The 13011-nt window shown below is 72.3% G+C and carries 7 protein-coding genes; 1 reads left to right on the plus strand and 6 read right to left on the minus strand.

Features of this window, described 5'->3' with window-relative positions; all coding sequences use genetic code 11:
* Nucleotides 1-231: 231 nt before the first annotated feature.
* Complete coding sequence (locus tag O7599_RS34455) at nt 232-3687, minus strand: ThuA domain-containing protein (RefSeq protein WP_281619522.1); 3456 nt, start codon at nt 3685-3687, stop codon at nt 232-234.
* A gap of 283 nt (nt 3688-3970) precedes the next feature.
* Here O7599_RS34455 and O7599_RS34460 point away from each other — a divergent pair, with 283 nt between their 5' ends.
* Entirely contained in the window at nt 3971-4738 is a 768-nt protein-coding gene (locus O7599_RS34460) for a class I SAM-dependent methyltransferase (protein WP_281619523.1), read from the plus strand.
* 28 nt (nt 4739-4766) lie between these two features.
* On the opposite strand, the gene O7599_RS34465 is transcribed toward O7599_RS34460, so the two are convergent.
* The 5 genes from O7599_RS34465 to O7599_RS34485 all read right to left on the minus strand — a co-directional run bounded on the left by O7599_RS34465 (nt 4767) and on the right by O7599_RS34485 (nt 12992).
* The gene (locus tag O7599_RS34465) at nt 4767-5744 is read right to left on the minus strand and encodes a GNAT family N-acetyltransferase (RefSeq protein ID WP_281619524.1); all 978 of its coding nucleotides are present in this window, start codon (nt 5742-5744) and stop codon (nt 4767-4769) included.
* A 407-nt stretch (nt 5745-6151) separates the two neighbouring features.
* Nucleotides 6152-6355, minus strand: a complete 204-nt coding sequence (locus O7599_RS34470; RefSeq protein ID WP_281619525.1) for a DUF5999 family protein — start codon at nt 6353-6355, stop codon at nt 6152-6154.
* Nucleotides 6356-6592: 237 nt separating this feature from the next.
* Nucleotides 6593-8071 (minus strand): amino acid permease, encoded by a 1479-nt coding sequence (locus O7599_RS34475; protein ID WP_281619526.1) that lies wholly within the window; start codon nt 8069-8071, stop codon nt 6593-6595.
* Between the two features lie 64 nt (nt 8072-8135).
* On the minus strand, nt 8136-10508 hold the full coding sequence (locus tag O7599_RS34480) for an alpha-L-fucosidase (RefSeq protein ID WP_281619527.1): 2373 nt from the start codon (nt 10506-10508) through the stop codon (nt 8136-8138).
* Between the two features lie 237 nt (nt 10509-10745).
* Nucleotides 10746-12992 carry an MMPL family transporter gene (locus tag O7599_RS34485; RefSeq protein ID WP_281619528.1) on the minus strand — a complete coding sequence of 749 codons (2247 nt, stop codon included), beginning with the start codon at nt 12990-12992 and terminating at the stop codon, nt 10746-10748.
* Between the last annotated feature and the right edge of the window lie 19 nt (nt 12993-13011).

A 13011-nucleotide genomic window follows, 5' to 3' on the forward strand; every position in this document is an offset into this window, starting at 1 on the left:
GACCGGGCGCGGGGAGACGATCTGCGCGGTCGCAGGCCGCGAAGTGTCCCGCCACCGGGCGACGGACGGCCGGCGGCCGGGCAGGGGACCCGCGCGAAGCGGGCGGTCTCCGCATCCCGGCTCCCCCGCGCAGCCGGCCCCGCCCCTCGCGCAGCGCCCGCGGCAGGCGAGCGGCGGCCGGACCGGGGCGTCCCCGGGCCGGCCGCCGCCGCGCGGTGCGTCAGTCCACCGTCAGTTCACCGTCACCTGCACCGCACCGGTCGTCAGATCCCCGGTGTCGTCCGTGACGGTCAGATGGGCGGTGTACGTCCCCTTCCTGGCGTAGGTGTGCGTCGCCGTCGCGGCACCGTCCGCCGTCGCGTTGTCGCCGAAGGTCCAGTGGTACGACTGGGCCGTACGCCCCTCCGGCAGCGTCACCGCGCCTTCGAAGGAGACCTCGGCCGGCGCCGTCCCGCTCTCCGGCGAGGCCGACACCGTCACCTTCGCCGCCGACTCCTTCTCCGCGCCGCGGCCGTTGAAGTGCAGCCAGTCCAACGCCACCAGGTCGGGGCTCGACGGCGTCCACGCCGGGTTGGTGAAGACCACGTACACCTTCTCCACCCCGCCCGGGTCGGTCAGCGGCACCGTGGGCGAGACCACGTTGGCGAAGTCGCCGGTGTTCGGGATCGTCGCCTTGCCCAGCAGCTCACCGTCCGGCGCGCCCGCGCGGAACTCGACGTCGCCGCCGAGTCCGCCGGAGGAGGCGCCGACCGTCACCGAGTCGATCCCGCTCGGCGTCCCCGGGTCCAGCACGATCCAGTCGCCGTGCTCGATCTCGCCCAGCCGCTTGCCGCCGGAGGAGTCCTCCCGGGCCAGCGTCTCGACACCGCCGTTCGCCCCGCCGGTGCCGGTGTGGTGCTCGGCTTCCCGGAACTTCTGCCGCAGGCTGAGCGAGTCGGAGCCGACCAGGCTCGGCACGCCGTCGGCGCCCTTGTCCTCGTACTGCGCGCTGATGCCGTAGTAGAGGTTCTGGCCGGGGCCGTGGCTGTCGCCCGGGTCGGTCGTGAACTCGCCCGCGCAGCCGGTCAGGTTGTCCAGCGGGTGCAGGTGGTCGTCGTGCCCGAGCTGCGTCTGCACCACCACGCGCGAGCAGTCGATCTCACCGTCCTCCGCGTCGGCGACCTCCACCCGGTACGGGACGGTGTCGCCGAAGTCGAAGGCGCCGCCGTTCGCGGGCGTGGTGACCGTCACCTCCGGCCGGGTGTTGCCGACGGTGACCTCGTGCACCGCCCGCCCCGTCCGCTCCGGCGGGCCCTCCACCGTCAGCCGGGCGTTGAACTGGCCCTTCTCGGTGTAGGTGTGCGTCGGGTTGGGGTCGGTGGAGTCGGTCGTGCCGTCTCCGTCGAAGTCCCAGGCGTACGTGATCGGGTCGTCGCCCGGCGAGTGCGAGCCCTCCGAGGAGAACTCCACGGTCAGCGGCGCGGGCCCGGAGTCCGCCGACGCCGTCAGCTTGGCCACGGGCGGCCGCCCCTCGGCGACGTAGTCGATGCGGTAGATGCCCGCGTTCTCGTTGCTGCCGCCGCGGCCGGTGCCGCTGCCCTCGCCGAAGTCGATGACGTAGAGCGAGCCGTCCGGGCCGAAGTGCGCCTCGAAGGGCTGGATCCACTCCATGTCGCCGAAGATCCCGTTGATCGAGTGCAGGTCGCCCTTCTTGGCGGGCGCGAACCTCGGGTCCTCGAACTGCTGGTCCTTCTCCTGGAACGAGAAGGTCTTGAACCACTTGCGGGTCAGCTCGTAGTTGATCCACTTCCCCTCGAAGTACTCGGGGAACTTGTACGGGCTGTCGTTCTTCGGGTCGTAGTCGTAGACCGGGCCGCTCATCGGGCCGCCGCCGCCGGTGCCCAGCTCGGGGAACTCCTCCGAGGCCGAGTACGCGTACCAGACGGTGGCCGGCTGCGCGGGCGGCAGCTCTGTCTTGCCGGTGTTGTTCGGCGAGTCGTTCACGGGCGCGGAGCAGTCGAACTTCTCGCCGGGGGTGCCGGTGGCGAAGTCGTAGTCGTTGAACGGCGTGTTGTTGCCGACGCAGTACGGCCAGCCCTGGTTGCTCGCCTTCGTGATCCGGTTGTACTCCACCGTCCCCTCGGGACCGCGGTTCGGGTCGGCGACGCGCGCGTCCGGACCGTAGTCCGCGACGAGCAGGGCGCCGGAGAGCGGGTCGGTGGTGATGCGGAACGGGTTGCGGAAGCCCATCGCGTAGATCTCGGGGCGGGTCTTCGCCTCACCCTTCCTGAAGAGGTTGCCCTTCGGGACGGAGTAGCCGCCGCTCTTCGTGGGCTTCACGCGCAGCACCTTGCCGCGCAGGTCGTTGGTGTTGCCCGAGGTGCCCTGGGCGTCCCAGGCGCGCCGGCCGTCCCGTTCGTCGATCGGCGTGAAGCCGCTGGACTCGAACGGGTCGGTGTTGTCGCCGGTGGCGACGTACAGGTTGCCCTTGGCGTCGAAGGTCAGCGAGCCCGCCATGTGCACGTTCGCCCGGCCCTCGCCGCGCCACGTCGGGATCGTCAGCAGCACCTTCTGCGACGCCGGGTCCGCGGTGTCCCCCTTCATGGTGAAGCGGGACAGGTTGATGTGGTTCTCCTCCTTGTCGGAGTGCAGGAGGTAGACCCAGTTGTTCCGCGCGAAGCCCGGATCGAGGGCGAGCCCGAGAAGGCCGTCGGACTGGCTGGTCATCTCGGGGGTGTAGTCGAAGTCCAGGGCGGTGGTGACGTTCAGCGTCTCCTGGTCGACGACCTTCAGCTCGCCGGTGCGCTGGGCGTAGAACACCCGCCGGTCGGGGGCGACGGCCAGCTCGAACGGGTCGGCCAGGTCGTCGGAGACCAGCGCGGTGCGCTGGAAGTTGCCGGTCTGGGTGGCCGAGCAGTCGCCGGGCGCGTCGCCCGCGGCCCACCGGATGCCGCCGAGCAGGTGCTTGAGGAAGAGCGGCTCCTCGAAGGACGACGCGTCGTGGCCGCCGGCGGTGAACCACGACCGGCCGCCGTCGTACTTCTGGCACCACGAGAACGGGTGGTCGACGCCCTCGTCCAGGCCGGTGATGCCGTCGCGCACCTTGATCTGCGCGAGGGTGTGCACCTTGCCCGTCGGGTTGGCGCGCCAGTTGTACCACTCCTCGTGGCGCTCCCACAGTTGCGGCAGGCCCTTGGTGGAGGGGTGGGTGTCGTCGAGCACCTTGATCCGGCCGGTCTGCGGCACGGGGTGCTTGTCGAAGATCGCGCCGACCAGGCCCTCGTACCACTCCCAGTCGCGCTCGCTGGCGGAGGCGGCGTGCAGGCCGAGCCAGCCCCCGCCGGCCCGGATGTACGACTGGAGCGCGGCCCGCTGGTCCGCGTCGAGCAGGTCGCCGCTCTCCGGCGTGGAGTTGGTGTTGTTGAAGAGGACCGCCTCGTACGTCGCGAGGTTCTCCTCGGTGAACGCGGCGGCGTCGTCGGTCGCGTCGACCTCGAACCCGTACTCCTCGCCGAGCTTCTCGACGGCCTCGATGCCCGCCGGGATGGAGTCGTGGTAGAAGTTCGTGACCTTGGAGAAGACCAGGACCCGGAAGTCGGCCTCCTCGTCCTGCGGGGCGGCCGTCGCCGAGGCCGTGCCCAGGAGCAGCGCCAGCAGCGCGGCGAGGACGGCGACGGGTGACAGGGGTGGTCTGGCTAGGCGTCTCATAGTGCTCCCAGTCGTGCCGGAACACGGGCGCGTCGGAGGGCGGGCCCGCTCGGTGAGGCGAGGCGTAGAAAGCGCTTGCTGACGGTGCCCTGTCAAAGTAAGCCCTCGTCCACGGGTGGTCAACGGTCGTGCGCGTGCCGGGACCCGGCGGCTTTCCGGGGCGTACGCGGAAGGGAGAACCCGCGCCGACGGCCCGCCGGGCGCCGGTCCGCGCCCGCCGCACCACCCCCGCCCACCGGCGTCGTCGCGAATTCAAGATCTCGTCGCCGGGTATCCTCACGGGATGGGCGAGGACCTGAGCGCGGCGGCGGCCAAGGGCTGGGCGGTGCGCTGGGAACTGCAACGGGAGCAGCGCGAGACGGGCCGCGAAGAGCGGTTCACCGTCGTCGGCGACCTCGTGGAGCTGGTCACCGCCGGCCGCGACCGCCCCGCCGTCCTCGACCTCGGCTGCGGTACGGGCTCGCTGGCCGCGCGGCTGGGGCGCCGCATGCCCGCGCTGGACGTCGTCGCCGCGGACGCGGACCCCGTGCTCCTCGGCCTCGGCCGGCGGATGCACGGCACGCGGATCCGCTTCGTCGACACCGTGATCGGCGGCCTCGGCTGGCAGGACGACCTCGAGCTCGACCGCCCCCTGGACACCGCGGTGTCGGCGACCATGCTGCACCGCCTGCCCGAGCGCGTCCTGCTGGAGGTCTACGGCCGGCTGCACACCCTCCTCCGCCCCGGCGGACTGCTCGTCAACGCCGGCCGGTTGCCCCAGGAGGACGCGGCCGTCGCGGACCTGGCCGCCGAGGTCGGCGGCCGGCTGGCCGAGCGGCGGCGGATGCCCGGCGGCGAGGACTGGTCGTCGTGGTGGGACGCGGCGGCCGAGGCACCGGAGCTGGCGCGGCTGTTCGCCGAGCGGCGCCGCCGCGGCCCGGCCCCCGGCGGCGACAACGGGCTCAGCCTGGCGCGTCACGTGGACCTGCTGCGGAAGGCGGGCTTCGCGGCGGTCGGCACGGTGTGGCAGTGCGGCGACAGATGCGTGCTGGTGGGGGTCCGCGGCGCGTAGCCGGGACGGGAGAGGCCGCGGCGGGCCGCTACCGCGGCAGGCGGTGGCGGTAGTCCAGGTGGGGGCCGGCCCAGGCGATGTGCGGGTCGATCCGGCGGGTGAGGGTGTAGCGGGCGGGGGTGAAGCCGTGACCGCGCCAGAAGGCGTCGCTGACCGTGTTCGCCGAGGTCCACTCGGCCCCGCAGGTGCGGTAGCCGTGCGCCGCGGCCCAGTCCACGACCCCGGACAGCAGCGCGCCGCCGACGCCCCGGGCCCGGGCGGCGGCGGTCACCACGGCGATGCCGATCGTCGCCGCGCCGGTGAAGCGGCTGTCGGGGTCGGCCACCATCATCCCCGCGGGCCGTCCGTCCGCCTCGGCGACCAGGACGAGTCGCCGGTCGTCCGCGAGGGCCGCGCGCAGGTCGGCCTCGATCGCGTGGAGGTCGATCAGAGCGGGCCTGAGCATCGGCCCCCCGGCGTGGAACCGCTGCAGCTCCAGGGTGAGCTGCACGAGGTCTGGGAGGTCGCCGGCGCGGGCCCGGCGCGGCCGCACGCGCCGCCCGGTGCGGTGCGGCGGGGTCAGCGGGCGGAAGCCCTTGATCTGGTCGAGGCCGAAGCCGAGTTCGACGAGCGCGGCGACGGTGTCGCGGTGGCGGGCGGCGACCACGACGGTGTGCTCGAAGCAGCCGATGTCCACCAGGTTGCGGGAAAGGACCCGGTACAGGTGGCGGTAGGTCGCGCGCACGCCGTCCGGGGCGGACGCGTGGTGCTGCATGCGCACGCGCCCGAGCGGGCTGCCGGGGACTCTGGCCACGGTGGCGGCCATGAAGCCGACGGGGACGCCGTCGTCCAGCGCGACCACCGCCGGTCCCGCGGTGGCCCAGCCGTCCAGCCCGGCACGGGCCACGCCGGGATCGGCGAGGTCCACGGCGGGCACGCCCTCCCCGGCCAGCGCGTGGCCCGCGGCCAGCAGAGCCGCGGCCCGGTCGGCGAACCGGTCCGTGAACGGAACGACGTCCAGCGCCATCGCCTCCCCCCGGCTCTCCCGTGCCCCGGGTCACCCTAGCCAGTCACCCGTGGGCAGGCCCAGGCCGGCGGGGCTTCCGGCGGCTGGTCGGGACGGTCTGCGAACTGGAGCGGGACGAGAGGGGCTTCCCGGCGGCGTTCGTCGCGGCGGGCGCGCCGGGGGCGTACCGGAAGGGGCCGAGGGGGACTTCGCGGTCCTGGTCCGCAGGGCGCGGGCGGCGGGCGCGCTGCGGGCCGGCTTCCACCCCCGGACCTCGCCGTGGCCCTGCTCGCGTACCGCGCGCGGCCTGGTCAGCGCGCTGCCGGGGGGCCGGGCGGCGGCTACGGGCCCGGCGTGAACGTCGATGGAGGGCTGATCAGGGGACGGGCGGCGGAGCCGGGCGGCCCGGGTGCGCGGGCCGGCGGGCCTCAGGCCGCGGTGGCCAGTCCGGCGCGCACCACGCGCCGCGGCGCGACCACGGCGCCGGTCGGGAGCAGTTCACCGGTGTCGTCGAAGACGATCGTGCCGTTGCACAGCAGGCTCCAGCCCTGCTCGGGGTGGAAGGCCACGGTCTGCGCGGCGTCGCGGTCAGGGCGGTCGGCGGCGGGGCACTCGGGCCGGTGGGAGCACATCGGACACCTCTCGGTCGGGAGGCGGCGGCCCTGCCGGGGCCGCCGGTGGCGGTGTGGTGCGTCTGGAAGGTGAGACCGGGCGGGCGCCGGAAACTCATCGCCCATCTTCAGGAAAGCACCGCCGAGTTGAGCCACGGTCCGCACGCGGTCACAGTCGCGTCTCAGCGCGTGCGGGGGCGCACCCCGCACGCGCCCGCCCCGTACGGGCTCGCGGTCCGTACGGGGCGGGCTCACGGCTCAGCCGCGCGGCTCGTCGCGCTTGCGCAGGTCCGGGCCGCCCGGCCCGCCGCCCCGCGCCGGCGGCTCCGCGCGGGCCAGCTCGCTGCGGCGGTAGGAGTAGGTGAAGTACACGATCATCCCGACCGCGAACCACACGCCGAACCGCACCCACGTCTCCCACTTCAGGAACGTCACCAGCCAGATGGAGAAGCCCACCCCCACCAGCGGCACGAACGGCATCCCCGGGCAGCGGAACGTCCGCGGCAGGTCCGGCTGCCGGTAGCGCAGCACGATCACCGCGACGCAGACGACCACGAACGCCAGCAGGATCCCGATGTTGGTCAGCTCCGCCGCCTCGCCGATCTTCAGGAAGCCCGCGATCAGCGCCGAGCCGACGCCCACGATCCACGTCACCCGCGTCGGCACGTGCCGCGTCGGGTGCGTCTTCGCGAACCACTTCGGCAGCAGCCCGTCACGGCTCATCGAGAACCAGACGCGCGTGACGCCCAGCATGAAGGTGAACATCACCGTGAGGATGCCGATGATCGCCCCCACCGCGATCAGGTTCGCCAGCCAGCCGAGGCCCACCGACTCGAACGCCGTGGAGAAGCCGCTCTCCGGGTCGATGTCGTCGAAGTTCTGCATCCCGGTCAGCACCAGGCACGCGGCCACGTACAGCAGCATCGAGATCGCCAGCGAGTAGAGGATCGCCTTCGGCATGTGCCGCTGCGACTCCTTCGACTCCTCGGCCGCCGTCGACATCGCGTCGTAGCCGAAGACCGCGAAGAACACGGTCGCCGCGCCGGTGAACGCGCCGCCGACGCCGTAGGGGAAGAAGGGGTTGTAGTGGGCCGTGTCGATGTGGAAGACGCCGACGAGGATGACGACGAGCACCACCGCGACCTTCAGCACCACCACGACGGTCTCGAAGCGCGCCGCGTTCTTGATCCCGAGGGTCAGCAGGTACGCCACCAGCAGGCACAGCACGACCGCGAACAGGTCGATCCGGTGCCCGTCGCCGGTGCCGGGCGCGCCGAGCATCCACGCCGGCAGGTCGGCGCCCATGTTCTCCATCAGGAAGGAGAAGTAGCCGGAGATGCCGATCGCCACCACCGCGACGATCGCGGTGTACTCCAGCAGCAGGTCCCAGCCGATGAACCACCCGGCGAGTTCGCCCAGGACCGCGTAGCCGTACGTGTAGGCCGAGCCGGCCTTGGGGATCAGGCCGGCGAACTCCGCGTACGACAGGGCCGCCGCCGCGCTCGCCACCCCCGCGATGAGGAAGGAGACGAGCACGGCGGGGCCCGCCGTGCCGTTGGCGACCGCGCCGGCGAGCGCGAAGATGCCCGCGCCGATGATGCCGCCGACGCCGATCGCCGTGAGCTGCCACAGCCCGAGGACCCGGGTGAGCTGCTCGCCGCTCTCACCTTCGGGGGTCTCGATGCGCTCGATGGGCTTGCGGCGCAGTACGCCGCCGGTGCTCCAGAGCCCTGCCATGGGTGCGTCCTCTCCGTCGAGGCCGTTCGATGACAGTGGAGCACGATGACGGATGGGACGCCTTTCAGGAAGAGCCGCGGGTGTGCACCTTGAAGACCCAGGCGTGCCGCCCGGCTCTGCGGGCCGCCGCGGGCACCTCGACGACCAGTGCTCCGCCCTTGAGCGCCCAGTTCAGCGGGCGGCCGCCGTAGCCGAGCATGGTGATCTTGTCGCCGGCCCGTACCGGCACCGGTGCCTCGACGATCAGCCGGGACGAGGGCGCGGCGAGCGAGTGGATGTAGAAGGCGTCGCGGTTCGTGGTGAAGCGCAGGTCCTCGCCGAGCTGCGCCATCCGGGACCAGTAGGTGGTGCCGTAGATCGCCTCGCCGTTGACGCGCAGCCACTCGCCGGTCTCGCGCAGCCGCCGCTCCATGATCTCGGGGATGGTGCCGTCGGCCCGCGGGCCGATGTCGAGGAGGAAGTTGCCGTTCTTGCTGACGATGTCGACGAGGCTGTGCACGACCTCCTCGGTCGTCATGTACGCATCGTCGGGGGTCTCGGCGTTGTAGCCGTAGGAGTACGGGTCGAGGCCGCGGCTCGCCTCCCACTTGGCGACGACGGTGTTCTCGTACACCTCGTACTCGGGCGTGGTGAAGTCGTGCGGGCCGATGCCGGAGCGGTTGTTGACCGTCACCTCGATCGGCCGCGGACGGTTCTTGGCGTGGTTGAAGAACTCGGCGAGCACCCGGTGGCTGTCGTTGACGCCGCCGATGTCGCACCACATGATCTCGGGGCCGTACTCGTGGATCAGCTCCAGCATCTGCGGCGCCTGGTAGTCGCGGACGTAGTCCTTGCCCGCCGTGTAGCCGGTGTACGGCACGGGCTCCAGCGTGTACGGATTCCGCGGTGCGTGCCCCTTCCACGGATTGTCCGGGTTGAACCACTCCGGCATCGAGAAGTACAGCCCGCAGTGCAGGTCCGGGGTGTACCTGCGGGAGGCGTCGAACAGCTCCCGGATCAGGTCGCGGCGCGGGCCCATCGCGACGGAGTTGCGGGTGGAGAGCTTGGTGTCCCAGAGGGCGAAGCCCTCGTGGTGCTTGGACGTCAGCACGTGGTACTGGGCGCCCGCGTCCCGGAACAGCTCGACCCAGGAGCGCGGGTCGTAGCGCTCGGCCCGGAACATCGGGATGAAGTCGTCGTACGCGAAGTCCTCGCCGTAGACCTCCCGGTGGTGGGCGTGCGTCGGGTTGTCCGGCAGGTCCATGTGCTGCCAGTACCACTCCGCGTACTGCTTCCCGACCGGCGCCCAGGCGGGCACCGAGTACACACCCCAGTGGATGAAGATCCCGAACTTGGCCTTATTGAACCAGTACGGCGCCTGGTGGGTGCTCAGCGAGGCGTCGGTCGGCTCGAAGTCGGGCACCCCCAGCGTCAGCGGGCGGGTGACCTCGGCGGCCGTGCCGCCCCGCCCGGTGGCCACGACGCGGCCCTCCTCGACCGTGCCCGGCGCCACGCCCGTGCGGTTGCGGATGCCGACCGTGACGCGGGCCTGCTCGCCGGGGCCGAGGCGCGGCACGGAGACGGGTGCCACGGTGCGGGCGCCCTCGGTGTCGACCGTGACGGACAGCCGGTCGCGGGCGGCGATCCAGACGGCGCCGGCGTTGATCAGCGTGGCCTCGACGGACTGCGCGCCGGAGCGCTCCAGCGAGGCGGTGGTCGAGCGGACGTTGCGCAGCGCGACGGCGCGCCCCTCGGCCACGGGCTGCAGGGAGAGCGCGAAGACGTGCAGCGACGCCTTGCCGCTCTCGGCAGGGTTGGTGACCGGCAGGGTGATCGCGACCGCCTCGCGCACCGGGTCGAGGCCGAGTTCCACGACCGAGATGGACACCCTGTGCGGGTCCTTCGTGCCGTCGGGGCGGTACCGGTACGGGGCGCTGAGCGAGCCGCCGCCGGAGTACCAGTCGGGGGCGGACAGGCTCGCGGAGCCGGTGCCGCCGTCGGCGTAGTGGACCGTGACCGCGCCGGAGGCGGTGCCGTACGAGGAGGAGGCGAGGAACAGCGCGCTCAGGTAGTGGCCCGGGGGCAGGTCGACGCGCTGCCCCAGGGCGACGACGTTGTTGGGTGCTCCGGCGCCCGCGCCGGGGAAGTCGAAGGGGAACCCGTCGACGTCGACCGGCCCGGCCGGCAGCTCCTCGCCGGGATAGGTGTGACCGCTGCCGTCGAAGTCGCCGCCGGGGGCGTCGGCGGTGTCGACGCCGTCGTTGTCGAAGAGGCCGGTCAGCGGCACCGGTACGGGGTCGGGGACCCGGCCCCAGTCGTCGTCGGTCGCGTCCTCGTCCGCCGCCCCGGCCGGGCCCGGCGGCGCGGCTCCGGCGGCGGTGGGCGCGAGGCCCAGAGCGGAGCCCGCCGCTGCTCCGGCGCCGATCGCCAGCACATGCCGTCGTGCAAACCCGTTCATCCCACTCTCCCTCAAGGACCTTGATCCATCCGATGTCTTTGGGAGTTCTGTCAGACTCAAGCGCTTGCTGGGGGAGGAACGTAGAGATTCATCGGATGAACGTCAAGGCTCGGCGCAACGGGCGGCACCTCGGGCGGCCCTGCGCGGCAACGCACCGGGGCCCGGTGGCGCGCACGCCACCGGGCCCCGGTCGGGTGTGTTGCCCCTCCCGCGGTGCCGGGCACCGCGGGAGGTTCCTCAGCGCACGCCGGTGGGCTCGGGCTCCCGCTCCTCGCCGGCCGCCGGCGGGGCCACGGGGGCGGCCGCGGCGAGCTGCCGGTACAGCTTCTCGCCCTCCACGTCGACGTTCGGCAGGATCCGGTCCAGCCACTTCGGCAGCCACCAGGCGGACTTGCCGATCAGGGCGAGCACCGCCGGCACGATGGTCATCCGGACCAGGAAGGCGTCGAAGAGGACCGCCACCGCCAGGCCGAAGCCCATCATCTTGATCATGGAGTCGCCCGCACCGATGAATCCGGCGAAGACGCTGATCATGATGACCGCGGCCGCGGTGACCACCCGGGCGCCGTACCGGAAGCCGGTGACGACGGCGTCGCCGGCCGACTCCCCGTGGACGTACGCCTCGCGCATCCGGCTGACGAGGAAGACCTCGTAGTCCATCGCCAGGCCGAAGACCACGCCGATCAGGAAGATCGGCATCATCGACATGATCGGACCGGTCTCCTCGACACCGAGCGCCCCGGCCAACCAGCCCCACTGGAACACCGCGACGACGGCGCCGAGCGCGGCCAGCACGGAGAACAGGAAGCCGAGCGCGGCCTTCAGCGGGACCAGCAGGGAGCGGAACACCAGCATCAGCAGGATGAACGCCAGGCCGACCACCAGCGCCAGATACGGCACCAGCGCGTCGTCGAGCACCTGCGAGAAGTCGATGTTCACCGCCGTGCTGCCGGTCAGGTACAGCTCCGCACCGGTGTCGTCCTGCACCCCGGAGGCCAGGCCGCGGATCTCCTTGACCACCTTCTCGGTGTCGGTGTCGCTCGGGCCGGTGGTCGGCGTGACCATGAACGTCGCCGTGTCCCCGGCCTCGTTGAACGATGCGGGGGTGACGGAGACGACGCCGTCCACGTCGGAGATCCGCTCGACGGCGTCGTCGGCCGCCTGCTGCGGGTTCTCCGCCTCGGTGGCGTCGATGACGCCGGTGACCGGGCCGTTGAAGCCCGGGCCGAACGCCTCGGACAGCATGTCGTACGCCTTGCGCTGCGTGGTGTCCGTCGGGCTGGTGCCCTCGTCGGGCAGGCCCAGCTCCATGCTCGCCACCGGCGCCGCCAGCGCGCCGAGCCCGATGATGGCGGCGCTCAGCACCAGGACCGGGCGCTTCAGCACCGCACGGGACCAGCGGGTGCCCATGTTCGGCTTCTCGAGGTGTTCCGAGGCCGGCGGGGCGCCGGTCTCCGGGTTGGCCTTGCGCACCTTGCGGCCGTAGATCCGCTTGCCGACGATGCCGAGCGCGGCCGGGACCAGCGTGAGCGCGATGAGCACCGCGAGCGCGACCGTGCCGGCCGCGGCCAGGCCCATCTTCGTCAGGATCGGGATGTTGACGACCGCCAGGCCCGCCAGCGCGATGATCACGGTGAGGCCGGCGAAGACCACCGCGGACCCGGCCGTGCCCACGGCGCGGCCGGCCGCCTCCTCACGGGAGTGGCCGTCGGTCAGCTCCGCCCGGTAGCGGGAGGCGATGAACAGGGCGTAGTCGATGCCGACCGCGAGGCCGATCATCATCGCCAGCGTGGAGGTGGTGGCGGACAGGTCGAGCACGTTCGCCAGCGCGGTGATCGACGAGATGCCGATGCCGACGCCGACGAGCGCGGTGATGATCGGCAGCCCGGCCGCGACCAGCGAGCCGAAGGTGATCACGAGCACGACGAGCGCGATGCCGACACCGATGATCTCGCCGTTGCCCATGTCGGGCTCGACCATCAGCGCGTCACCGCCGGCCTGGATGGTCAGACCGTCCTCGCGCTCCTTGTCCACCACGTCGTTGATGGCGTCGCGGGTCTCGTCCTCGATCTCCATGGCCGTGACCTTGTAGTCGACGACCGCGTAGGCCGTCGAGCCGTCCTTGCTGACGCCCGCGTTGTCCGCGAACGGGTCGCTGACGGCCTCCACCTGGTTGCCGGCGACGCCGTCGAGCACGCCGTCGACGGCCTCGCGGTGGTCGGTGGCGGTGATCTTCTGGCCGTCGGGTGCCTCGAAGACGATACGGGCCGTCGCGCCGTCGGCGGACTGCCCCGGGAAGCGCTCCTCAAGAAGGTCGAACGCCTGCTGTGCCTCGGTGCCGGGCAGCGCGAAGTCGTCCTCGGGCGCGGTGCCCGCGGACGATGCGCCGAACCCGGCGAGGCCGAAGAGCAGCAGCCATATCAGCGCCGTGATGCGGCGCCGGCGGAAAGCCAGCCGGCCGAGTTTGTATAGGAAGGTGGCCACGAGCAGGTGTCTCCTGATC

The sequence above is a fragment of the Streptomyces sp. WMMC500 genome (assembly GCF_027497195.1).
Classification (GTDB): Bacteria; Actinomycetota; Actinomycetes; order Streptomycetales; family Streptomycetaceae; genus Streptomyces.